At 28.5% G+C, this 25712-nt stretch carries 18 protein-coding genes, 3 tRNA genes and 1 other annotated feature; of the genes, 3 read left to right on the top strand and 18 right to left on the bottom strand.

What is annotated here, in order from left to right:
• Positions 1-61: 61 nt before the first annotated feature.
• The 4 genes from QP548_RS13235 to QP548_RS13220 form a co-directional block, all read right to left on the bottom strand.
• Positions 62-1471 (bottom strand): SGNH/GDSL hydrolase family protein, encoded by a 1410-nt coding sequence (locus tag QP548_RS13235; RefSeq protein WP_061429200.1) that lies wholly within the window; start codon positions 1469-1471, stop codon positions 62-64.
• Positions 1472-1774: 303 nt separating this feature from the next.
• Positions 1775-1850, bottom strand: a tRNA-Lys gene (locus QP548_RS13230).
• A gap of 44 nt (positions 1851-1894) precedes the next feature.
• Positions 1895-1968: transfer RNA gene (locus tag QP548_RS13225), tRNA-Gly, on the bottom strand.
• 4 nt (positions 1969-1972) lie between these two features.
• A tRNA-Leu gene (locus tag QP548_RS13220) sits at positions 1973-2056 on the bottom strand.
• 238 nt (positions 2057-2294) lie between these two features.
• Positions 2295-2514 (top strand) — a binding site (T-box leader).
• A gap of 81 nt (positions 2515-2595) precedes the next feature.
• Between QP548_RS13220 and thrS the strand changes: the two genes are divergently transcribed.
• Positions 2596-4527 (top strand): threonine--tRNA ligase, encoded by a 1932-nt coding sequence (gene thrS, locus QP548_RS13215; protein ID WP_061429201.1) that lies wholly within the window; start codon positions 2596-2598, stop codon positions 4525-4527.
• A gap of 465 nt (positions 4528-4992) precedes the next feature.
• On the opposite strand, the gene QP548_RS13210 is transcribed toward thrS, so the two are convergent.
• The 5 genes from QP548_RS13210 to glmS form a co-directional block, all read right to left on the bottom strand.
• Positions 4993-6687 (bottom strand): M3 family oligoendopeptidase, encoded by a 1695-nt coding sequence (locus QP548_RS13210; RefSeq protein ID WP_061429202.1) that lies wholly within the window; start codon positions 6685-6687, stop codon positions 4993-4995.
• A gap of 95 nt (positions 6688-6782) precedes the next feature.
• On the bottom strand, positions 6783-7361 hold the full coding sequence (locus QP548_RS13205; protein ID WP_061429203.1) for a 5-formyltetrahydrofolate cyclo-ligase: 579 nt from the start codon (positions 7359-7361) through the stop codon (positions 6783-6785).
• 225 nt (positions 7362-7586) lie between these two features.
• Positions 7587-8399 (bottom strand): class I SAM-dependent methyltransferase, encoded by an 813-nt coding sequence (locus tag QP548_RS13200; RefSeq protein WP_061429204.1) that lies wholly within the window; start codon positions 8397-8399, stop codon positions 7587-7589.
• 213 nt (positions 8400-8612) lie between these two features.
• Positions 8613-8783 (bottom strand): hypothetical protein, encoded by a 171-nt coding sequence (locus tag QP548_RS13195; protein WP_003454473.1) that lies wholly within the window; start codon positions 8781-8783, stop codon positions 8613-8615.
• Positions 8784-8802: 19 nt separating this feature from the next.
• The gene (gene glmS, locus QP548_RS13190) at positions 8803-10635 is read right to left on the bottom strand and encodes a glutamine--fructose-6-phosphate transaminase (isomerizing) (RefSeq protein WP_003482332.1); all 1833 of its coding nucleotides are present in this window, start codon (positions 10633-10635) and stop codon (positions 8803-8805) included.
• Positions 10636-11424: 789 nt separating this feature from the next.
• Between glmS and QP548_RS13185 the strand changes: the two genes are divergently transcribed.
• Positions 11425-11943, top strand: a complete 519-nt coding sequence (locus QP548_RS13185; RefSeq protein WP_061429205.1) for a ferritin family protein — start codon at positions 11425-11427, stop codon at positions 11941-11943.
• A gap of 153 nt (positions 11944-12096) precedes the next feature.
• Here QP548_RS13185 and glmM read toward each other — a convergent pair whose 3' ends face one another.
• Positions 12097-13443: a phosphoglucosamine mutase gene (glmM, locus tag QP548_RS13180; protein WP_061429206.1), complete on the bottom strand. Its 1347-nt coding sequence runs from the start codon at positions 13441-13443 to the stop codon at positions 12097-12099.
• A gap of 472 nt (positions 13444-13915) precedes the next feature.
• Between glmM and QP548_RS13175 the strand changes: the two genes are divergently transcribed.
• Positions 13916-15208 carry a DUF349 domain-containing protein gene (locus QP548_RS13175; protein ID WP_061429207.1) on the top strand — a complete coding sequence of 431 codons (1293 nt, stop codon included), beginning with the start codon at positions 13916-13918 and terminating at the stop codon, positions 15206-15208.
• A gap of 261 nt (positions 15209-15469) precedes the next feature.
• Here the strand turns inward: QP548_RS13175 and QP548_RS13170 are convergent, their stop codons facing one another.
• The 8 genes from QP548_RS13170 to malQ all read right to left on the bottom strand — a co-directional run bounded on the left by QP548_RS13170 (position 15470) and on the right by malQ (position 25706).
• Positions 15470-16873, bottom strand: coding sequence for a sensor histidine kinase (locus QP548_RS13170; protein WP_061429208.1), 1404 nt, complete (start codon positions 16871-16873; stop codon positions 15470-15472).
• Positions 16854-17546: a response regulator transcription factor gene (locus QP548_RS13165; RefSeq protein ID WP_061429209.1), complete on the bottom strand. Its 693-nt coding sequence runs from the start codon at positions 17544-17546 to the stop codon at positions 16854-16856. The genes QP548_RS13170 and QP548_RS13165 overlap by 20 nt, the downstream gene beginning before the upstream one ends.
• Before the next feature lie 169 nt (positions 17547-17715).
• The gene (locus QP548_RS13160) at positions 17716-18033 is read right to left on the bottom strand and encodes a DUF1540 domain-containing protein (protein ID WP_061429210.1); all 318 of its coding nucleotides are present in this window, start codon (positions 18031-18033) and stop codon (positions 17716-17718) included.
• Positions 18034-18098: 65 nt separating this feature from the next.
• Entirely contained in the window at positions 18099-18398 is a 300-nt protein-coding gene (locus QP548_RS13155) for a YerC/YecD family TrpR-related protein (protein WP_003454163.1), read from the bottom strand.
• A gap of 140 nt (positions 18399-18538) precedes the next feature.
• Positions 18539-19378, bottom strand: coding sequence for an AIM24 family protein (locus QP548_RS13150; protein ID WP_061429211.1), 840 nt, complete (start codon positions 19376-19378; stop codon positions 18539-18541).
• Positions 19379-19494: 116 nt separating this feature from the next.
• On the bottom strand, positions 19495-21513 hold the full coding sequence (locus tag QP548_RS13145) for an amylo-alpha-1,6-glucosidase (RefSeq protein WP_061429212.1): 2019 nt from the start codon (positions 21511-21513) through the stop codon (positions 19495-19497).
• A gap of 343 nt (positions 21514-21856) precedes the next feature.
• On the bottom strand, positions 21857-24220 hold the full coding sequence (locus QP548_RS13140; protein ID WP_061429213.1) for a glycogen/starch/alpha-glucan phosphorylase: 2364 nt from the start codon (positions 24218-24220) through the stop codon (positions 21857-21859).
• Positions 24213-25706 carry a 4-alpha-glucanotransferase gene (malQ, locus tag QP548_RS13135; protein WP_061429214.1) on the bottom strand — a complete coding sequence of 498 codons (1494 nt, stop codon included), beginning with the start codon at positions 25704-25706 and terminating at the stop codon, positions 24213-24215. Before malQ ends, QP548_RS13140 begins: the two co-directional genes overlap by 8 nt.
• Positions 25707-25712 lie beyond the last annotated feature (6 nt).

Genomic DNA, 25712 nt, shown 5'->3' with positions numbered 1-25712 from the left:
GTATCAAAGCTACTTCAGTTTTGATGCAGCTTTATTTTTTAGTATCTTTGATATATTTCTCCTAAGATTTTTCTATGGTAAAACCACATATTAAACTATTATAATCATATATCTTTAAATCCTTAAAAATCTTCTTAGCTATTTCTAAATGTCCTCTATGATTTGCCCTTCCTTCTACTAACCATGGTTCTACAAGCCATTCTTCACATTTGCTTGACCTATCCCAATACTCATAATGATCTATTAAGAATATTTCCTCTTCCTTAGAAACCTCTCTTATAACTTTTACATACTCCCCTATATCTTTTCCATTTTTTATTGGACTTTGTAAGATAGGTATGGAGTTTATACTTTTAACCTTTCCTACTATATTAACTAAATTATATTTAAATTCCTCTTGAGTAATTTTTTCATTTCCTCCAACCATAATATAAACAGCTTTAGGATTATATTTTGATACTAAATATTCAAAGTTATTCATTAAATATTCTGAATCAACTTTTTCTGTACCAAAATTAATCATAAATTTTTCTCTTTTATTTATACATCCATCATTCAATTCCCACCTAATTCTCTCTTCCACATATTCAACATAATTTTTATAACCAAAGGTATCTCCCGTACCATTTATATCTCCATCCCCTAAAAACACCCATATACCATTTTCGTCTTCATTTATTAAATTTCTTATTTCTTCTAAATTATCATTTAAATTTTCTTTAGTATCTTTAATTGATTCTTCTTGTAATGAATTTTTATTACTTGTGGTATTAATAATTTTTTGATTATATTTAATATTAACTTTACTTTCAAAATAATTTTCTGCTTTTATTGGATAACTTAAATTACAGGTATAACTGTCTTCTTCAAAAATATCTAACTCCTTAAAAATAAATTTAACCATTTCTAAATGACCCTTTTCATTAGGGTGTATTAAATCATTAAGAAGCTCATTTTTAATATTAGAATTTTCTTTTTCCAATCCCCCCCAATGACTATAATGATCTATTAGCATTAAATTATTTTCTCTAGCAATCTTTCTAAGAACATCCATATAAAAATTAAGACTTTTCCTACTGAAATCCATTTTTATTATGTTACTTGTTTGAAGGATTGGTATTGCTCCAATTTCTCTAACTTTATTAATAAGTTCTAATATATTTTTTCTATATTCTTCTAAAGGAACAATTTCATTTGATGAATCATTCATTCCAAGCATTATAAAAACAATATCAGGATCATATATATTAACACAGATATTAAAATCTCTTATTATGTCTCTAGTTGTAGCTCCTGAAACTCCTGTATTAAAAACCATAATATCCTCTTTAATAATATTATTTATAAATTTCTCTTTTAATCTTTCTCTAAAATGTTCTGTATAACTTCTATATCCTTTAGTATGAAGCGGACCATGAGTTATACTATCTCCAGTAAAAACAATGCTTAACCTTTTATCTCCTCTAATCATTCTAATTCCCTCTTTCTTTTATCCTCTAACTTTAATTTATAATCCCCTTTATTTTCACTAAAAATAATATTTCTTAAAAACTTAATTCTCTATAAACTACTTATATATTTTGTAGGTTACTATTTAATTAATCCTCTCCCCTTATATGTTTATTAATATAAAAATATTAATATGCTTAAAATTTAATTGTTCCTAAGCAAATCATCTCTACATTTAATTTTAATAAAAAAAGACTTCAATAAAATTATGAAGTCTTCTAAAAAATCTCTAAAAACAAAAAAGCATCGATTATAAATCGATGCTTGGTGCACCATCAGGGATTCGAACCCTGGACTCCCTGATTAAGAGTCAGGTGCTCTACCAACTGAGCTAATGGTGCATATTATATTTTTTTAAATAATTTTACAGTATATCTTAAAAAAATGGAGCGGGTACCGGGAATCGAACCCGGGTATCCAGCTTGGAAGGCTGGTGTTCTACCATTGAACTACACCCGCTTAGTGGTGCAGGTGAAGGGAGTCGAACCCCCACGCCGTAGGCGCTAGATCCTAAGTCTAGTGCGTCTGCCAATTCCGCCACACCTGCAAAACTATGTTTTTATTATAATATTTTTCAAATTCCATTTCAAGATTTTTTTGCAAATTATTTTCTAAAAACTTTAATTAACCTAATAACTTTTTTGAATTAAAATTTATAATATTGAGAACTTATTTCCACCTAAACCCTTATAATATCTTATATTTCCAATTAGAATTTATTTTTATTTTATCCATTGACATACAAAAATATTAAACTTATAATCTAAAGTAAATATTATAAATTTATTAACACAATGAAGAGACGAGTAAACTTTGGTACATTTTCAGAGAGAAGGTACAGTAGCTGTAAGTACTTTTAAATGGAATTAGTTGAAAACTACCTCTGAGTGACTCTAATCCAGTCCGTCATAATCACGTTACGATTAATTTTAAGTGGTACTTTATTTTTAATTATTAAAGTACAATTTGGGTGGAACCACGGGAATATACACTCTCGTCCCTTTTCTATATTTAGAAGAGGGATGAGAGTTTTTATTTTATATGAATGAAAATTAAAAGAAATTTATTTTGAAAGGAGAAATTAATATGATAAAAATTACACTTAAAGATGGTTCAATCAAAGAAGTTGAATCTGGACTATCAATTTTTGAAATAGCTCAAAGCATAAGCCAAGGACTAGCAAGAAATGCTTGTTGTGGTATATTAAACGGAAAAGTTGAGGACTTAAGATTTATAGTTAATGAAGATTCTTCATTAGAAATCTGTACTTTCGATTCTAAAGAAGGTCAACATGCTTTTAACCACACTGCTTCTCATGTATTAGCAGCTGCAGTTAAAAGATTATTCCCTCAAGATAAATTAGCTATAGGACCATCAATAGATAATGGTTTCTATTATGATTTTGATACTGAAAAACCATTCTCTGCTGACCAATTAAACAAATTAGAAGAAGAGATGAAAAAAATAATAAAGGAAAATCCTGAAATAAAAAGATTTGAACTTCCTAGAAACGAAGCTTTAGAACTTATGAAGGATGAACCTTACAAAGTTGAACTTATAAATGATCTTCCAGAAGGTGAAGTAATTTCATTCTACCAAATAGGTGATTTTGTTGACCTTTGTGCAGGACCTCATTTAATGGCTGTTAAACCAATAAAAGCAGTTAAATTATTAAGATCTACTGGTGCTTACTGGAAAGGTGACGAAAAGAACAAAATGCTTTCAAGAGTATATGGAACTGCTTTCCCTAAGAAATCAGAATTAGATGCTTATTTAGAAGCTTTAGAAGAAGCTAAAAAAAGAGACCATAATAAATTAGGTAGAGAACTTGGAATCTTTACTACTGATGAAAATGTAGGTCAAGGACTTCCATTATTAATGCCAAAAGGAGCTAGAATAATCCAAACTCTTCAAAGATGGATAGAAGACGAAGAGCAAAGAAGAGGATATGTTTTAACTAAAACTCCTTTAATGGCTAAGAGTGACCTTTACAAAATTTCAGGACACTGGGATCACTATAAAGATGGTATGTTCGTTTTAGGTGATGAGGAAAAGGATAGTGAAGTATTCGCTTTAAGACCTATGACTTGTCCATTCCAATATGCAATATATAACTCAACTCAACACAGCTATAGAGACTTACCAGTAAGATTTGCTGAAACTTCTACTCTATTCAGAAATGAATCTTCAGGAGAAATGCACGGTCTTATAAGAGTAAGACAATTCACTCTTGCTGATGGACACATAGTATGTACTCCAGAGCAATTAGAAGATGAATTCAAAAATACTGTTGACTTAGTTAAATATGTTATGGAAACTTTAGGAATAGCTGATGATATTACTTACAGATTCTCAAAATGGGATCCAAACAATACTGAGAAATACATCAATGATCCTGAAGCTTGGGAAAATACTCAAAATATAATGAGAGAAATCTTAAACCACTTAAATATAGACTTTACTGAAGCTGATGATGAAGCTGCTTTCTATGGTCCAAAACTTGATATCCAATTCAAGAATGTTCATGGAAAAGAAGATACAATCATCACTATCCAAATAGATTTCGCTTTAGCTGAAAGATTTGGAATGTACTACATCGATAAAGATGGAGAAAAGAAACGTCCTTACATCATTCATAGAAGTTCAATTGGATGTTATGAAAGAACTCTAGCAATGCTTATAGAAAAATATGCAGGTGCTCTTCCAACTTGGATAGCTCCAGTTCAAGCTAAAGTTCTTCCTTTATCAGATAAATATGCTGATTATGCAAATGAAGTTGTTGAAGAATTAAGAAGAAGAGGAGTTAGAGTTGAAGCTGACCACAGAGCTGAAAAAATCGGTTATAAAATAAGAGAAGCTAGATTAGAAAGAACTCCTTACATCTTAGTTGTTGGAGAAAAAGAAGCTGAAAACAAAGAAGTTTCTGTAAGAAGCAGAAAGAACGGTGAAGAAGGTGCTATGCCTTTAGCTGACTTCGTAAACAGAATAGTTCTTGAAATAGCTAATAGAGAAAACTAATACTCTGTAAAGCCTAATTAACTAAAATATAAATATATTCCGAGGATTAATGTATTTCACTAAGAATTTATAGTAATCATTCCAAGAAATTTACTAAAGATTGAAAACTAGCTTCGCGTCGAACATTCAATCTTCTTAACGCAAATTTCTCTCCATGATTACTTAAATTCTAAAGTTCATACATATATCCTCTTCATACTATTTATATTTTTAATAAGCTTATATCAATAACATTTTGATTTATAATCAAAAGAACTTGGAAGTATTCCTATGAAATCCATAAGGAATACTCCAAGTTTTTTATTTTAAAGAAAACATTAATTTTAAATATTAAGCAAACATATCTATACTTAATAAAATTAATAGTATTTTATAGTTATTATTAATTTTGATAAGTTTAATCTATATTCATAATAAACTTACTTAATCATACTCTAAATAAATCATAAATTTTGTTTTAAAAAACTAAAATTTGCTGTCGTCTATGCTTTCTAAGTATTCATCTACTACTCCTACTACACTTTCAACACATCCATTTTCAAATGGTGATTTTAAGTTAGCATATTTTAGTAAGCCTAAGAATGTCTTAGTTCCACCTATGTTACATAGATTTAAATAATCTTCCCATGCTTTTTCATGATTTTCTCTATCTTTTTTCCAGAATTGAAGTGCACATATTTGAGCTAAAGTATAATCAATGTAATAGAATGGTGATAAGAATATATGGTTTTGTTGGAACCACCAACCACCTCTTTCTAGGAAATTACATTCATCATAGTTTTTATGTGGAAGATATTTTTTCTCTATTCTTCTCCATGCATCTTTTCTTTCCTTTGGTGTACATTCTGGATTTTCATATACAAAGTGTTGGAATTCATCCACTGTTACTCCATAAGGAATAAATTTAATGGCATCTCCTAAATGATAGAATTTATATTTATCTGTATCTTCTTTAAAGAATAAATACATCCAAGGCCAAGTAAAAAATTCCATACTCATTGAGTGTATTTCACAGCTTTCCATAGTTGGCCATTGACACTCTTGCATTTCTATCCAAGAACTTCTAAAGTTTTGGAATGCATGACCAGCCTCGTGAGTTAATACATCTACATCCCCAGCTGTTCCATTAAAGTTTGAGAATATAAATGGAGCTTTATAGTTAGGGAAATTAGTACAATACCCTCCAGCTGCCTTTCCTTTCTTAGCAACTAAGTCCATTAAATCATTCTCAACCATAAAATCAAAGAATTCTTTAGTTTCCTTTGAAAGCTCTGAATACATTACCTTTGCATTTTCAACTATCCACTTTGAATCTCCCTTTGGAGTTGGATTTCCACTTAAGAATTCAAATTTTTCATCATAATATTTTAAAGTTTCAAGCCCTAATCTTTTAGCTTGTCTTTCATATAATTTACTATCTATAGGAACTATAAACTCTTCAACTTGTTTTCTGAAGTTTTCAACCATTTCCTTATTATAGTCATATCTTCTCATTCTTACATATCCTAATTCCACAAAGTTATTAAAACCAAGCTTTTTAGCTATTTTTGTTCTTACCTTTACAAGTTTATCAAAAATATCATCTATTTCATCTTCATGCTTAACAAAGAAGTTGTACTTAGCTTCTGATGCTCTTTTTCTAACTTCTCTATCTTCTGATGTTACAAAAGGAACTAATTGCGCTAAGGTTCTTTCCTCTCCATCAAAGTCAATTTTAGCTGAAGCAATAAGTTTTTGATATTGACTACCTAATTTATTTTCAAGTTGCATATCTTCTATTACTTCTTTTGAAAAACTCTTTTGAGAATACTCTGCCTCTTTTATTATAGTTTCACCATAATAATCACCTATTTGATCCTTAAAAGGTGAGCTTAATAATGCCTTATAGAATTCATTATTAACTTCTTCAATAAGAGGAGAATTTTCATCCCAGAAATCACTTTCTTCATTATAGAATTCATCCTCAGTATTTATTGTGTGTCTAACTTCTGATAATGCCATCATAGTTGATGTATTATTTCTTATCTTATTGATTTTACCTATTACTTCTTTAGCCCCATTAAAGTCCTTCGCTTTTTCTAACTCTTTTATAAAAGATCTAATATCTTCTCTATCTTTTTCTATATTAGGTCTTTCATATTTAAAATCTTCAAATTTCATTGTTTACCCCACCTCACAATTATATTTTATATAATTCTGACATAAGTAAAATTTATTATCAATAAAGTAAAATTATCAAAAATATTATTTTACTATTATGATTTTTTTAAACTAATAATTTTCTCTTCACTTATTATTAAATCAACCTTCTCATCAAAGAATTCATGTGGAATTTCATCAAAAACTTGAAAATCATAACATAAAGCAACTCTTTTACTATTAGAATATTTACTTAAAAATCTATCGTAAAATCCTCCCCCATAGCCTAATCTATTTCCCTTTAAATCAAAGGCTAAACCAGGTATTATAATTAAATCAACTTCCTCACTTATATCTTCACATTCAATGCTTGGTTCTAATATTCCAAAGGCACCACTTTCATTTAATTGAAGTAAAGATTCTATTTTCAAAGCCTTCATTTGTCTTTCTTTTAAACTAACAGGAATAACTTTAGGAACTGCAACTTTTTTATCTGAAGATAATAATTCTTTTATTATCTCAACTGTATTTACTTCAGAGTCCATATTTACATATATAAATACAACCTTACTATTCTTATATATATCACTTTCCAAAAGAGTTTTTCTTATTTTTTCATCAGCCCTTAACTTAGTATTTCTATCTATATTTTCTCTTTTTAGCTTAATTTCTTTTCTTAACTCTCCCTTATCCATATGAAATTCCTCCTCATAGACTTTTAATAATTTTACCATATTCTGTATTGCAATACTATATAAATACACTTAATATTCTTTTCGTATAAATACATCATAATAAAAAATAATGTGCTGTATTAAAATATAATAATAAAACTTACAAACATATTCCGAGAATTACTTCTTCATACTGTTTGTAAGTTTTATAAAAATCTATTTTGATACACGACCAAGTCTATTAAATTATTTTCTAGCTACTATTGTAAAAGTCTTTGGAATCCCTTTATCAAAGACATCACTTGATAAATTAGGCTCCTCTGTTAAACTTTCTATCTTAAGTCCAGTATTGGCAACAGCAGTTACTATTTCTCCTAAATTCCACTTACGTAAAAATACTTTTTCTACTTCTCCTTCTTCTAAGTATTTTGAGTAAGCAACTTCTTTCTCTTCTAATGAAGTATCAAAGTAATCTCCTGTAACCTTATGCTTTCTTACCTTTGCTGTAGAACCCCTTGAAGTTATTAGTTTAGTTGATACAGGATGAAAATCTCTTAATACAGCTTTTCCTTCATCCTTTAACAAGCTATGTATAACATTCATAAAAGGAGATAAATCTGAGAAATAATGAAGTATTCCCATCTCTGCAAATACTATATCATAATCTCCACTCATAACTTCTTTAGGCATTTTTAAAACATCACTTAGAATGAAGTTAATCTTTACTCCGCAAGCCTCAGCTAAATCTAAAGCATATCTTCTATTTCCTTCTGAGAAATCCACTACAGTAACATCTGCCCCTAATAAAGCTAATGCAACAGCCTTATTTCCATTAGAGCCCATAAGATTAAATATCTTCTTTCCTTTAACATCTCCAAATTTATCTAATAAAACATTTAATTTTTTCTCAGGCATAGATTTAATTTTCTCTGCGGCTTCCTTAGCAGTTCCAAATCTCTTTACCCAAGCATTATATGTCTCTTTATTCCAAGCCTCTTCATTTTCATTTATACATACTTTTTTATATTCTAAAATATTATTTTCTTGAAATTTTTCCACTGTAAATACCTCATTAATTAATATTAGCTTATTCCTCAGAATTATGAGGTTTTAGCGAAAGTATTATACTTCAATAAAAAGCATTTTTCAATATATTTTTCACTAAAAATAAGGAGTGTTTAAAATCACTTTATAGCATTTTAAATACTATTTTAATGATTTAAACACCCCTAACACATATAAATAAGGTTAAAATTTTAAGCTAATTTTATATTAAATTCTTTCAGCACCAATTGCTGCTTCTAAATCTCTTATTATTACATTTACTATATCTAACTTACCTTTAGCATAGTCTTTCTCTTCTAACCAGTTTAATCCTGTTTCAAGGCACTTTTTAGTTTCCTTATACTCTGCTAATAATTTTAATAAACTCTCATTATTCATATTCAAAATCCCCCTTTTTTTATTCAACAGTTACTGATTTAGCTAAGTTACGTGGTTTATCAACATCAAATCCTTTAGCTTTAGCTACATAGTATGAGAATAATTGTAATGGTACAACACTTAAAACTGGTGATAATAAGCTTAATGTTTCTGGTATTTCTATTAATCCTTCAAACATTTTTCTCTTACTTTCTTCCATGTCACCTTTAAAGCAAACACCTAAAACGTTAGCTCCTCTTGTAACAACTTCTTGAACATTACTTATCATTTTATCCATAAGCTCTCTTTGAGTTAATAATGATATTACTGGAATATCTTTTTCTATAAGAGCTATTGGTCCATGTTTAAGTTCTCCACCTGCATAAGCCTCTGAGTGAATGTAAGAGATTTCTTTAAGTTTTAATGATCCTTCCATTGCAACTCCATAATCCATACCTCTTCCTAAGAAGTATAAATCTTTTTCTGTAGATGCTTTAACTGCAAACTCTTTTATTAAATCTGTATTTTTAAGGATTTCTTCAACTTTTTCTGGTAATTCAAGCATTGCTTTTTTGATTTCCTCAATTTCTTCTACTGATTTGCTTCCCTTTAATTCAGCAAAGTGTAATGCTAATGTGTACATAGCAATTAATTGAGTTACATATGCCTTTGTTGATGCAACAGCTATCTCTGGACCAGCCCATGTATATAATACATCGTTAGCTTCTCTTGAAACTGAGCTTCCTACTACGTTAGTTACAGCTAACACTCTTGCACCTTTTGCTTGTCCATCTCTTAAAACTGCTAAGGTATCTGCAGTTTCTCCTGATTGGCTTAATACTATTATTAAAGTTTTATCTGTAATAACAGCATCTCTATATCTAAATTCTGAAGCTATATCAACTTCTACTGGTATTCTAACTAATTTTTCTATAGCGTATTTTCCAATTACTCCAGCATGGTAAGCTGTTCCACAAGCAACTATATATACTCTATCAACATTATCTAAATATTCTTTAGTTATTGATATATCATCTAAAGTTACTTCTTTTCCTTCCATTATTCTTGAAGTCATTGTATCTTTTATAGCTTTTGGTTGCTCGTTAATTTCTTTTAACATGAAATCTTCATATCCACCTTTTTCAGCAGCATCAACATTCCATGTTATGTGGTAAACTTCTTTTTCAACTGGATTTTTTTCTTCATCAAAAAGAGTAACTCCATCATTTGTTAATACTACAAACTCTTTATCTTCTAAAAGATAAACTTCTCTTGTATGATTTAAAACTGCTGGGATATCAGAAGCTATGAAATATTCTTTTTCTCCTAATCCAACTATTAATGGACTATCTTTTCTTACAGCTACTAATTTTTCTGGCTCATCATTACATATAACTCCAATAGCATATGAACCTTCCATGTGTTTAGTAGCTTCCATAACTGCATCTAATAAATCACCTTTATAGTAGAAATCTACTAAGTTTGGAATAACTTCTGTATCAGTTTCTGATTTGAATTCATATCCTTTTTCCATTAACCAGTTTCTTAATTCATTGTAGTTTTCAATGATTCCATTGTGAACTACAGCTATTGTTTCTTTATTATTTAAATGAGGATGTGAGTTAACATCTGATGGTTCTCCATGTGTAGCCCATCTAGTATGTCCTATTCCGATTCCACCCTCTATTGGATTTTCATTTAACATTCCTTCTAGGTTTGCTAATCTTCCTTTATGCTTTTCAGCTTTTATCTTATTATCTTCTAAAACTGCAACTCCAGCTGAGTCATATCCTCTATACTCTAATTTTGATAATCCTTCAACTAATATATCTGTTGCCTTTTTCTGTCCTACGTATCCAACTATTCCGCACATATTGTTTTCTTCCTTCCCTTTTGTAAAATTATATTCTAACTTTCAAAATAAGCTTTATATAACTTCTTACTGCATAGAAGGTTTGAAACACCCAATTGGCTTTGTCCTTAAAATCACTTTTAAGCTTTAACCAATCTTTTACGGTAGTGCTTTACCGTGGGGCATCCGCCGAAAATTCGATACTCCCCAACCTCGTCAACTTAAATTTATTAAGAATCCTAATAAGTATTTTAATCTACTAAAGTTAAATTACTTATTAATCTATCAATAAAACTTTAAGTTCTGGCGCTTTGATCTATTATTTTGAAAGTTAATATATTCTATGCATCATCTTTCTAAAAAGCCACAAACTTATTCTAACACTTTTTTAAAAAAATTCAAGCTTTTAAAGCTTATTTTAGTTCATTTTTAGTTATTTTCATTTATTTTTAAGAAATATTTTTATTTATCTGTCTATACCTCTATATTTCTTTCGTTTAATATATTAATGTATAGTTGTATAGACATCTATAGTATTTAATTTTTAAATTAACTTTTTAAATTCCATATTACAAAAGAAATTTTTATATTTATTTCTTTCATTTTTAACTTTAAAGTATCACCTATATCTAAATGCTTTCAATTGATTAAAATTTCTCATTTAAAAGTTTATCTTATTTACAGCAATTAATTTTTATACTTTTATTTTTATGAAAAAGCTTGGAACAAGTAAATATCTGCCTTTAATAGTTCCTTTTCCTAGTGAAAATCATATTATGAATACTATAAAAATAATTTAGGAGATTTTTTATGAGCTATACTACAGAAAAGCAACCTCAAGGAAAAGCTTTAGACATAAAAGGATTTTTGAGGGAAGCTTTAATATCAGAATTAGTTGCCATCAATGGTTACAGTAAACATATAGACGAAATTGCTTTAGTTGAGATAAAGGAATTACTACATCACATAATGGAAGATGAAAAAAGACACTATGGCCAATTTTTAGAAGCTCTTAGAAGATACGATAAAGAGGAATTTGAAGTCTATGTAGAATCAGTTGATCATGTAGAAATAAAAGATAAACCTTTAAAGAAAACATATCATGAAAATAAAAAATTAACTGCTTATAGTATTTTAAATAAAATACGAGATAATATTAAAGGAGAATACGAGGCCATATTACTCTATGATGATTTAATAAATAAAATAGAAGATAAATGCCTTGTTAAAATGATAAGAGATATAACAAAGGATGAAAAAGAACATGTTGAAGAACTTACCCTTGCATTAATGAGACTTGATTCAGATAAATATGGACCAATTGAATAATATAACTTTTTATAATCAAACAAATAAGACTATTTTAAATCATAAAAAGCTATAAATAACATGAATAGTTTTAAATAAAATTATCATGTATTTATAGCTTTTATAAATTCACCACTTTATATATTATTTTTATATCTCAATAAATATAATATATTAATTACATTTTGCTTCTATCATTTTTGCTAAGTTATGAGCCATTTCATCTATTTCAGCTTGATTTTCACCTTCAAGCATAACTCTTACTAATGGTTCTGTACCTGATGGTCTTATTAATACTCTTCCGCAACCATCTAAAGCAGCTTCCATTTTCTTAATTTCAGCTATTATTTCTTCATCTTCTTCATGAATATTTTTCATGTTATTAGGTACTTTTGCGTTAACTAAAACTTGTGGTAATACCTTCATTACATTTTTTAATTCAAATAAAGATTTTCCAGTTCTCTTAACTATGCTAGCTACTTGAAGTGCAGTAACAAGTCCATCTCCAGTTGAGTTATGATCTAAGAATATGATATGTCCTGATTGCTCTCCACCTAAAGAATATCCTTTAGCTAACATTTCTTCTAATACATATCTATCTCCAACTTTTGTAACTGCAGTGTTTATTTTTTCATTCTTACAAGCTATCATTAATCCTAAGTTACTCATTACAGTTACAACTAATGTATCATCTTTTAATCTACCTAATTCTTTTAAGTATTTAGCACATATTGTTAAGATGAAATCTCCATCAACTAAGTTTCCTTGCTCATCAACAGCTAAGCATCTATCTGCATCTCCATCAAAAGCAAATCCCATATGACATTTTTTCTTAACAACATACTCCATTAATTCTTCTGGATGAGTTGATCCACAATTTTCATTTATATTAGTTCCATCTGGATTATCATTTATTACAAATATTTCTGCTCCTAATTCTCTGAAAGCTCTAACAGCAGCTTCGTGAGACGCACCATTTGCACAATCTAAAGCTATTCTTAATCCTTCTAAAGATATTCCTATTGTATCTTTAGCAAAGCTTATATAATCTTCTAAAGCAGCTTTTTCTATTATTTCTCTTCCTAAATTAGCTCCTGTTGGTGAAGGTACATTTTCAAAACCACTTTCTATAACTCTTTGTATTTCATCTTCTAAATCATCTGATAATTTATATCCTTTATCATCAAAGAATTTTATTCCATTATATTCAACTGGATTGTGTGAAGCTGATATCATAACTCCAGCGTCTGCTCCATATACTCTTGTTAAATGAGCTACCGCTGGTGTTGGAACTACTCCTAAGCATACTGCCTCTGCTCCAACTGATAATATACCTGCAACTAAAGCAGCCTCTAGCATATCTCCTGATATTCTAGTATCTTTTGCTACTAATATCTTAGGTTTATGAGTTCCCTCTGTTAAAACATAAGCTCCAGCTCTACCTAAGTTATATGCTAATTCTGCTGTTAATTCAGTATTTGCTATTCCTCTAACTCCATCTGTTCCAAATAATCTTGACAATTTATGTCACCCCTCTAATAAATTTATATTATACTTATATTTAATTAAAATACCTATAATTTTGCTACTTAATTAATACTTTTTACACTTTCAAAGAATACTGTATGTAATGCTATTTGTCAAATATTAGTTATTAAAAATTTAAATTTTCTTTATATTTTATAGTCATTTTTTATGTTACCACATGAATAAAATATATTTATTACTAAAATATTATTTTTAGCTTGTTTTAGTTAACATTATTTTCACTAATTATTACATAGATTTATTTATATTAATATAATATATCATCAATATTAGCATATACTTGAAACTATAAAGGTAATAAATTTATGTCTATTTAAAGAGCTATAAATTTTATATTTCTATATATCCTACATAAATATTGGTGAAAACATTTTAATTATGGACATAAGTCTCGTTACGCCTTAAAATATTAATTGAGTGATATAAAAGAAAGGGGATAATTTACATGACAACTAATGAATCTAATTACATAGATGAAAATAAAAATCCTATAGAAACTGAAGATTTTGCTAAAGCTTTAGCTGCTGAAGAAAAAAATTCTTGTAAGAGAAAAAAAGAAGTAATTGAGAAAATAAAGAGCTTAGCAAAAAGTGCTCAAAATTGGAAAGAAGCTAATAAAGAATTCAACGCTCTTCTTGAAGAGTTTAACAATATTTATTACTATGACCAAGAAACTGAGAACACACTAAAAAGTGAATTAAGAGAAGCTAAAAATGAATTCTATACTGCTAGAAAAGAATTCTTTGAAAAAGCAAATGAAGGTTTCAAAGAAAATGCTGAAAAGAAAGAAGATGTTATAAAAAGACTTGAAGCTTTAGTATATACAAGTGATATAAAAGCTGGCGATATGTTAGCTAAATCTTTATCTGAAGAATTCTATGCTATAGGCTTTGCTGGTAAAGAATTAAACACTGAATTATATGATAGATTTAAAAAGGCTAGAAATGCAGCTCAAGAAACTAGAAAAGCTGCTATGGAAAGCTTAAGAGAAGAATTCGGAAATAAAGCTGATAGAAAAAGAGAAATTATCTCAGAACTTAAAGCTTTAGTTAATAATGAAAACTGGAAAGAAGCTACTGAAAAGTTCAATGCTCTTTGCGATGAATTCAAAGGTATAGGTTTCTCTGGAAAAGAAGGAAATGAAGAAATTTCTCTAGGATATAAAGAAGCTAAGGATGCTTTCTTTGCTAAGAGACAAGAATTTTTTGATGCACTAAAAGCTGAGAACAAAGTTAATATAGAAAAAAGAAAAGCTCTTATAGAAGACTTAAAGAAACTATATGAAAATGATAGTTGGAAAGAAGCTTCTGCTAAGGTTAAAGAAATAAGTGATGAATTCTTTAAAATAGGATTTTGCGGAAAAGAAGAAAATGAAAAACTTATAAACGAGTTTAAAGAAATAAGAGATGGTTTCTACGCTGCTAGACAAGAATATTTTGATAAGATAAATGCTGCTAGAGCTAATAAACAAAAAGATTTCTTAAACTCTTTACTAAAAAATAAAGATGAGTTTGTTAAAAAGCTAAAAAAATATATTAACCAAGATGAAGAAAGACTTTCTGACTTTACTAACAGATTATTTAATGTTAGACCTGGAAACAATTCTTTAGAAACTATTGAAAAATACCAAGAAATAGTTGAAGATATCAAAGGTAGAATTGAAAGCAATAAAGCTAAAGTTAAAGAAGTTCAAAATGAAATGCATGAAATAAGAAATGAACTAAACAATTTAAAATAAAAATATAGGTTATGATATAGGAAAATATATTTTGTATATTATTCTCTATGTTATTAACTTATAAATATTTAAAATACCCCTTAAGTAGATTCAAGAAAACCACCTTTTAAAATCTACTTAAGGGGTATATTTTTTTAATAAACTATATAATTTAAACTTTTATAATCATATAATTCAAATTTTCATATTAAATTATATAGTTTCTAAGTATCTTCCTTATTTATATAGAATTATAAATAAAATCACTTTTTCATAAAATAATCATATATATTCCTTAGGTAATATTATAGTAAACTTACTTCCCTCACCTAGTTTACTTTCTAACTTAACCTCTCCTCCATGAGAAGATACTATGGATTTAACTATGGTTAGTCCTATTCCTGTTCCTCCAGTAGCTCTAGTTCTAGATTTATCTGCCCTATAGAATCTTTCAAAGACATATTTTAAATCCTCTTCTGAAATACCTATACCTTGATCTTCTATGGATATTATAACCTTGTTATCTTTTAATTTTTCTTCTATAAAAATAGTACTTCCCTCATTTGAATATCTAATAGCATTTGAAAGAATATTTACTAAAGCCTGTGTTATTTTATCCTTATCACAATACAAATTAATATTCTTTTTTTCATATTCTATCTTTATATTTTTGCTCTTTGCTAAATTAGAAAATTGAAATATTACAAAGCAAATTATATCACTTATATTCACATTATCCTTTTTAAGTTTAATAGAAGACTCATCATACTTATTTAACTTTTGCATATCACTTACTAAGGATGATAATCTTTCTGCCTCTTCCTTAACACTTAGTAACCTTTCCTCTGTAGGTTCCCATATTCCATCTATCATGGCCTCTAAGTGAGACTGTATATTGGTTAAAGGAGTTTTTAATTCATGAGAAATATCTCCAGTAAGTCTTTTTCTTATATTCTCTTGCTCTTTTATACTTTGTGAAAGATTATTTATGGAATTTATCAAATCATTTATCTCTAAAATATCTGTATTTATCTCAATTTTCTTGTCATACTCTCCTTTAGAAATATACTTTGCCTTTGTCATGAGCTTATTTATTGGTCTTGTTATTGACCTTGAAATTATAAATCCCATTATTGTAGATGCTAAAATAAGTAAAACTCCAATACCTAATATTATCTTATTTACTATATCCAGAAAAACTAATTCATTCTGCATATAAAATATAGGACCATAAAATTTTACCCTAACCTCGCCAATTTTTTCTCCACCCTTTATTAAAGGATAATACACAGGTTCAAACTGACTTGTTGTAGAGCCATATTTTCCTTCCATAGAACTTTTTATAAAATTCATAATTCTATTGCATTTATCCTTAGAGTTTTTTTCTATGTTCATTATTTCCTTATCTTCTTTATCATATAAAGCAACTATAATCCCTTTATCTAAGGAATTATAAGTTATCTTCTCTATATTCTTATAATTCCACTCATTATCGGAATATTGTTCACTTAGCTCCATCAAAATATTTTGTACTGTATTTTGATTTTTAATCATAATATAGTCACCAAATTTTTTATCAAAATAAAATTTAGATATAACCACAGTAAGTAAAGTTACAATTATTATAATAACTATAGATGGAACTATAACCTTAAAATTTAAACTTTTATATTTTTTTACCTTCAAATTTATATCCCACCCCATATACAGTTACTATGAACTTAGGTTTTCTAGTGTTTTCTTCTATTTTACCTCTTAAATTTTTTATGTGAGAATCTATAACTCTATCAAAGCTATCACTTTTATCCCCTAATACTAACTCTATTATTTCGTCTCTAGTAAATATTTTCTTTGGATAGCTACTTAAGCAAAGAAGTATATTAAACTCTGTTGATGTGAGAGTTATTAATTCGCCTCTAACCCATACTTCTCTTGTGTCTACATTAATTTTTAACTCCCCATTATTAAAGACTAAAACATCACTTCCCTCATTAGGACATGGTGTGCTTCTTCTAATAATAGCTTTTATCCTAGCAATCAGTTGTTTCACACTAAAAGGTTTTGTAACATAATCATCGGCTCCAATGTCAAAGCCTTCTAATAAATCCTCTTCCTCAGTCTTAGCTGTTATCATTATTATTGGAACACAACTCTTTGCTCTAATAACCTTACAGACCTCTTCTCCACTTAAATCTGGAAGCATAAGATCTAAAAGAATTAAATCTATTTTATTGTTATCAAATATTTTTAAAGCCTCTTCTCCATTACTACAGGAAAAAACATTGAAACCTTCTTTTTTTAAATAAGCTTCTAATACCTCAATGATTTTTTCTTCATCATCAACTAATAATATATTCAAATTTTCCACCTCTTATAAATAATTAGAATTTTCATTAGTTATATTTAAACTAAAAACTATATAAATAATATGTAGAATTATAAGCTTGTCCAATAAAATAAATATATTTATTTAAAAAGAAGACTAAATCATATAGTCTTCCTTCTAAATTAGTAAAATCAATATTTTATTATTCTTGTCTAAAAGTTGAACATTCTGTATTGTCTTGGTGTTGTGCATAATCACCTGAAATATCTATGCTTTCAGCATGACATTTACAATTTTTATTGTAACAGCATTTCTCAGCTTCACATTCAACGCTAGTTGATGGCTCTGCAGGCCCCATATCAACAGCAGCGTTAGTAAATCCACCTTTCTCAACAAAGCTTCCACAACAAGTAGCTTCTGAGTGATTAGCAAATGAACCATTTACTTTTATTGAATTTAATGAACACATATCATTTTGATTATATGCACAGTTATCTACACCACAACTTAAATTTGGCATACTATATCCCTCCTTAAATATTAATGATTGTAGTATGCCTCTTTTTAAAATAATTATTCTCCTAATTATTTCTCATCTAATCTATTTAAGATATTGTTGTAACCATCTGCTCCATAGTTTAAACATCTATTTACTCTACTTATAGTAGCTGTTGAAGCCTTAGTCTCCTCTGCAATTTCAGTATATGTTTTTTTCTCCCTAAGCATTTTTGCAACATGTAATCTTTGCGCTAATGCTTTCAATTCTGAAATAGTGCATATATCTTCAAAAAAATTGTAACATTCATTTATATCTTCTAACTTTAATATAGCCTCAAATAAAAAATCTAAATCCTTACCTTTTAGTTTAGACTGTACTCCATTCATATAATCTTCTCCTTCAACTACTGGTATATTAATATAACTCTATAATAATTAAATATTTTTTTCTTTAATAAGTTAATTATATATCTTTATCATAATAAATAAAATAATACTTATATTAGAACTAATTTAATCTTGATAAATTATACCTTAGTATTAGAGCTACCCTTTGGATCTGTTAATGGTCTTAAGGAATTCCATCCATGTTCAAGCTTTTCATAAACAGATTTAGTTGGTATTAGCCATACTTCTCCAGTCCCCCTAAACACATTTAAAAGACCTTCTCCTCCAGTAGCCGTAGATACTAATGATTTTGATGACTTTTCAACTGTAAACTCAATATCTCCAGTTCTCAATATGGCAAAATTTCCATCAACCTTTAACACATCATTATTTATTTTACATTTAAATACTTCTTCCTCAGGCACTGGTATTTCTAAAACCACTATTCCTTCCCCTGAAAGCTTAGTTTGAAATACTCCCTCATTTCCTAAAACCATAGAGGATAAAGACTTATTCATGTGAGCAGTTATTTCTACACTACTCTCGCAAGCATAAAATAATCCATCATCAACTATTATTTCATCATCCTCTAATTCAATTAAGGCATAATGACCAAAAGAAGGTTCTAAAAATATATCCCCTGTTCCTTCATATTTAGGTTTAAATGTACTCTCTCCTGTAACTTTACTAGAAAAAAGTTTTTTACCTAAGCCTATTGGCCCACCAATCTTATTTTTCATAGATATTGGACCTCTCATATAGCTTAAGGCTCCCTTTTCTATATTTACAGAGCTATCTTCTAAAATAATTCTTACTTGTCTAAGCTTTATATTAGCTTCCTTCATTTGATTTAGTTTAACTGCAAGCTCTAAGGAATTTCCTCCCTTTAAACTATCATACTCTAAAACCTGAAATACAGAATCTCCTCTCATTTCAGTTATCATATTAATTTTATTTTCTATATTTAATGATGTTCTCACATCCATCGCCCCTTTATGCTAAGTTCTTCCTTTAATTATATCCTAAAATTACAAACTTAATAATTACAAAAATTAAAAAAAGCTAGAGATCATTAAATTAATCTCTAGCAAAACATTTATATAAATATATCTTTGTGGACTTTTTTTAATTTTTTGTGGTTTCCTAGAATATCCTCATAATAAACTCTAAGCATTTCTCCAACACTCCAAGCTTGAGCATAACATCCCCTAGCTTTATAAGGATTATCACCATCAAAAATTTCAGCAATACTTCCTAAGCATTGATCTTTAATATGATCTTTCATATCGCTCATTAAAGAATCAACTAAATCTACAGCTTCTTTAGAATAATCATTTACCTTACAATAAGCTGTGAAAAATCCTCCAAGAGGAAATGCCCATGTTGTTCCTTGATGATAGGCCATATCTCTATCAAAAAGCTTTCCTATATAAATTCCATGATAATCCTTATTGTCTCTACTTAAACTTCTTAATCCATAAGGAGTGTATAATTCTTCAAAAACCTTTTGAACAATATACGTTTCTTTTTCTCTATCTAACATTGTAAATGGTAATGATACTGCCCAAATCTGATTAGGTCTTAAACTATCATCCTTCTCATTATCATTTACAACATCGTAAAGATATTTTCCATCCTCATTCCAAAAGGCCTTATTAAATGAATCTTTAACCTTTTTAGCTAATTCTTCATACTCATTCTTTTCTTCTTTTTCAAACTTATCTTTTAATAAGGCTGCTATTTTTAAGGCATTATACCATAAAGCATTTATTTCAACTGGTTTACCATGTCTAGGAGTAACCACTATACCATTTACTCTAACATCCATCCAAGTTACCTGGTCTAATCCTGATCCAGCATTTATTAAAGAGTCCTCTTCATCCATTTTTATTGAGAATTTAGTACCTTCTTTATAAGCCTTTATTATATTTTTTATAGTTTTATAAACTTCTTTCTCAACAAATTCTAAAGATTCGCAACTATTAGCATAAAGCAAATAATTATAAACTGCATTTATAAACCATAGTGAAGCATCTACTGTATTATAAAGTGGCTCTTGTCCTTTTCCAGGGAACATATTTGGTATTAATCCATCTTTCTCATAAAGGCTAAAACTTCTTATAATATCTTTAGCATCTTCTAATCTTCCAGTTGATAAAGTTAATCCATTAATAGCAATCATAGCATCTCTTCCCCAATCTAAAAACCAAGGGTAGCCAGCTAAAATTGTTTTTCCCTTTATAGATTCTCTATTTACTATAAATTGATCCCCTGCAATAGGAAGATATTTAGCTAAAATTCTTGAATCATCAAAGGTATTTTTAAGATTATTTATTCTTTTCTCTTCATTTTCTATTATTTTTTCACATTCAAAATTCTCTTGATTTTCTATAGTACAAAGTAAATAAACCTTTTTTCTTTCCTTAGGATTTAAATTTATTTCAACAGTTCCTGGAATGTAACATTTATCCACAAACTTATCACCTGTACTTTTATCCACATCATAATAAATTTTATCCACAATTTTCTCAGATTTATCTACTATTTTTCCACCATAAGTAAAAAATCTTATATTTATATCCTCATTTAGCTGTGGAATAAGTTGAATTTTATTTTTATCCACAGTTTTTGAAAACTTTAAATTTTCTTTTCCACTACATACTCCTGGATTTCTAAAAGTAAATAATGGTTCAATATTTATTTTTGATTCTTTACTTCCATTTAATATGTCATATTCTATTACTACAGTGTTCTTTCCATATTCCATAGCAATCTTTTTATTTATAACTACTCCATCTACAAAAAATCTAAAATAAGGTAGTCCATCATAATAAAATCCTTGAAGATTTTTAAAGCCATCCACTATTTTATCTGTATATTTACAAGAACTCAACTGGTGAAGCTTTCCATTAATATTTATTTCCTCATTTAAATTTGAAAGAATCATGTATCTCTCTTCTGGAGAATTAGTACATGCTACTAATAACCCTTGATATTTTCTACAGTTTGCTCCTATAGCAGTTCCTCCACAAAATCCACTTATGCCATTAGTAAGCATCCACTCTTTTTCTATCCCTCTGTCATAACTAGTCCAATCTTTTTTTCCAAACTTCATAAATTGACACTCCTTAATTCAATACTAAAGTACCCTTTTAACAATAAATTTCATGAATTTTAAGCTTGTACATAAATTTAGAAAAGGCCTTGCAAAAAAACTCAAAACCAAACTTAAAATTTACACTTTAATAAAAACATAAATTCCTAACATCCAAATATAATTTGAATTTCTACTAAGTTTCAAGTTTTAGCAAAACCATTCCTCTGATTACTTTTATATTTCCTAGTTATATATAAAAACAACTTTTCATAAAACTTACAAACAATATGAAGAAAATATCTAGCAATTTTCTCAATATGTTTGTAAGCTTTATTATGTTTTTATAAAGTTATTTTCCCTATTATTTATTAGTACATTTTTCAATTCCCCAAATGTCATCACAATATTCTTGTATTGTTCTGTCACTTGAGAACATACCTGCATTACAAGTATTTTCAAAGGCTTTTTTAGCCCATCCTAATTTATCTTTATAAGCTTCAAAGACCTTATCTTCAGTATCTTTAAATGCTTTAAAGTCTGCTAATAAGAAGTATTGATCTCCTTCTTCTAATAATGAATTATAAAGATCCTCAAAGTCACCAGTACCACCATCATCAAAAGTACCATCTACTAATGAATCTAAAACTCTCTTTAAATCTGCATCTGCTTCATAGTAAGCAACTGGATTATATTTTCCTTTTAATTCTTCTATCTCTTCTACTTCTAATCCAAAGATAAAGTTATTATCTGCTCCACTTTCTCTAACAATTTCTACATTAGCTCCATCATTAGTTCCGAAAGTTGGTGCACCATTTAACATGAATTTCATGTTTCCTGTTCCTGATGCTTCTTTACCAGCTGTTGATATTTGTTTTGATACATCTGCTGCTGGGAATAATTTTTCTGCATAAGAAACTCTGTAGTTTTCTACAAATACAACCTTTATTTTTCCTTTTATAGATTCATCATTATTTATAAGTTTAGCAACTTCATTTGTTAATTTAACTATTGATTTTGCTCTCTTATATCCTGGGAAAGCCTTTGCTCCATATATAAATGTTACCTTTGGTATATCCATATCTGGATTTTCTTTTAATCTATAATATAAATCTAAGATATATAGAGTATTTAATAATTGTCTCTTATACTCATGTAATCTCTTAATTTGTATATCAAATATTGAATTTGGATCTAACTGAACACCTTCATGTTCTTTAATATATGCAGCTAATTGCTCTTTTTTAGTGTGCTTAATATCCATAAATCTCTTTAAAACTTCTTCATCATCTTTATATTTTTCTAATCCTTTTAATAAATCAAGATTTTTAACCCAATCCTCACTTCCTAAAAGTTCAGTGATTAAAGCTGATAGCTCTTGATTACATAGTCTTAACCATCTTCTTGGAGTTATTCCATTTGTTTTGTTTTGGAACTTCTCTGGATATAATTCATACCAGTTTTTAAGCTCAATATTTTTTAATATATCTGTGTGTAACTTAGCAACACCATTAACAGCAAACCCTACATGTATTGCTAAGTTAGCCATTCTAACTTTTCCATCATTAACTATTCTAAACTCTTCTATCTCTTCCTCTGAGTATCCTTTTTCTTCAAGGCTAACTATGAACTCAGCATCTATCTTTTCAATTATTTCTAATATTCTTGGGAATAATTCTTCTATTAAGTCAACATCCCATTTTTCTAAAGCTTCTGCTAATATAGTATGGTTTGTATAAGCAAAAGTTTTTGAAGCTACATTGTAAGCTTCTTCAAAAGTAAATCCTTCTTCATCCACAAGAAGTCTTATAAGCTCTGGAATTGCTAAAACTGGATGAGTATCATTTAATTGAACAGCATGCATCTTTGCAAAATCTTCAGTAACGTTTCCAAAAACCTCTTTATGCTTTCTTATTATATCTTTTAATGAAGCACTTACTAAGAAATATTGTTGTCTTAATCTTAATAATTTACCTTCTCTATTTGAGTCATTTGGATATAAAACTCTTGATATGTCTTCTGCTCTATTTTTAAGCTCTAATGCCTCATCATATTTTTGTTCATTGAATAATTTAAAATCAAATTCTTTTACAGGCTCACATTTCCATAGTCTTAAAGTATTTATATTTTTACTAGCGTATCCTATAATTGGAGTATCATATGGAATTGCTTTAACTGTCATATCATCAAAATCAACAGTTACAAATTCATCCTCTTTTCTTATGCTCCAAGGTTCTCCATATTTTAACCAGCTATCTACATCTTCTTTTTGAAATCCATCCTCAAAATATTGAGAGAATAAACCATTATTATATCTAATTCCATAACCCTTTAAAGGTACTTCTAATGAAGCTCCTGAATCCATAAAACAAGCTGCTAATCTACCTAATCCACCATTTCCTAAACCAGCATCCTCTTCTATTTCCTCAATTCTATTTAAATCAAAGCCAAGTTCATCTAAAACTTCTTTTACTTCATTATAAAGTCCTAAACTTATTAAGTTATTTCCTAAAGCTCTACCCATTAAATATTCAGCTGAAAAATAATATGCATTCTTTTCTTTCTCATAAAGTTCTTCTGTATGATTCCAATCGTCAACAATTCCCTCTAAAAGAGTTAGTGATAATGCATTGAAAATTTCAAAATCCTTAGCATCTTTAATTGAACTTTTACCATACTTTACTTTTAGATATCTCTCGATTCCTCTCTTTATTTGTTCTTTATTCATTAATATTCACCCTTCCATATAATTTTGTTATATCATATATCTTCTCTGCTAATTCATCAGTTAGAGCATCATATTTAACTCTCCATTGCCAGTTGCCACCAAGAGTAGATGGATAGTTTATTCTTGCCTCATTTCCTAAATTTAAGAAATCTTGCATTAGAGCTATAGCTGTATGTGATACACTGCTCCAAACTCCTCTGATAAATCCCCAGTTATACCCTTCCTCTTCAGTAAGTTTTAAATATTTTTTAGAATATTCCACATCTTCTCTATTTCCTGTTACTTCAAACCAACCTCTAAATGTATCATTATCATGAGTACCTGTATAAGCTATTGAGTTAACTGGATAATTATGTGGAAGATAATCACTTTCTTCTCTAGAATCAAATGCAAATTGTAAAACCTTCATTCCTGGGAATCCAGTTTCATCTCTAAAATCTATAACTTCTTGAGTTAAATAACCAAGGTCTTCTGCTATTACGTTAACCTCACCTAACTCTTCTTTAATTGCATTAAATAATTTTATTCCTGGTCCTTTAACCCATTCACCATTTACAGCAGTTTCATCTCCATATGGTATTTGCCAGTAAGCTTCAAACCCTCTAAAGTGATCTATTCTTAATATGTCATAAAGCTTAAAGCTTTCTCTTACTCTATCAATCCACCAACTATAACCTGTGTCATCCATGTAGCTCCAATCATATATAGGATTTCCCCATAATTGACCTGTTTCTGAAAAAGCATCTGGTGGACATCCAGCAACCTTTTTAGGAATATTATTTTCATCTAATAAAAATGCTTTTGGATTTGCCCAAACATCTGCACTATCCTCTGCAACATATATAGGCATATCTCCAATTATCTTAATTCCAAAACTATTTGCATACTCTTTTAATTTATTCCATTGCTTAAAGAAATGATATTGTAAGAATGTCCAATAGTTTATTTCTTTTTCTAACTTAACTTTACATTCTTCTAAAGTCTTTTTATCTCTTAATCTTAATTTTTCATCCCATTCTTGCCAACTTACTAATTCGTTTTCATTTTTGATTGCCATATATAAAGCATAATCTTCAATCCAAAGTTTATTTTCCTCTCTAAACTTTTCAATTTCTTCTTTGTTTTTATCTAAAGATTTTTCATATGCTATTCTTAACACTCTCATCTTCTTGTCAAATAATAAAGCATAATCTATTTTTTCTGGATCATTTCCAAAATTAATTCCTTGGTAATCTTTTTTATCAAGTAATCCTTCTTTATTTAAAATATCAAAATCTATAAAATATGGATTTCCTGCAAATGCTGAAAATGATTGATATGGTGAATCACCATAACTTGTAGGACCTAAGGGCAATATTTGCCAATATCCTTGTCCAGCTTTCTTTAAAAAATCTACAAACTCAAATGCTTCCTTACCAAAAGTACCTATTCCATACTTTCCAGGTAAGGAAGCAATATGCATTATTATTCCACTTGCTCTTCTCATATTACT

Source organism: Clostridium sp. UMB9555A, assembly GCF_030222355.1.
In the GTDB taxonomy this organism is placed as follows: domain Bacteria; phylum Bacillota; class Clostridia; order Clostridiales; family Clostridiaceae; genus Sarcina; species Sarcina perfringens.
This window is presented reverse-complemented; position numbering and strand designations above follow the sequence as displayed.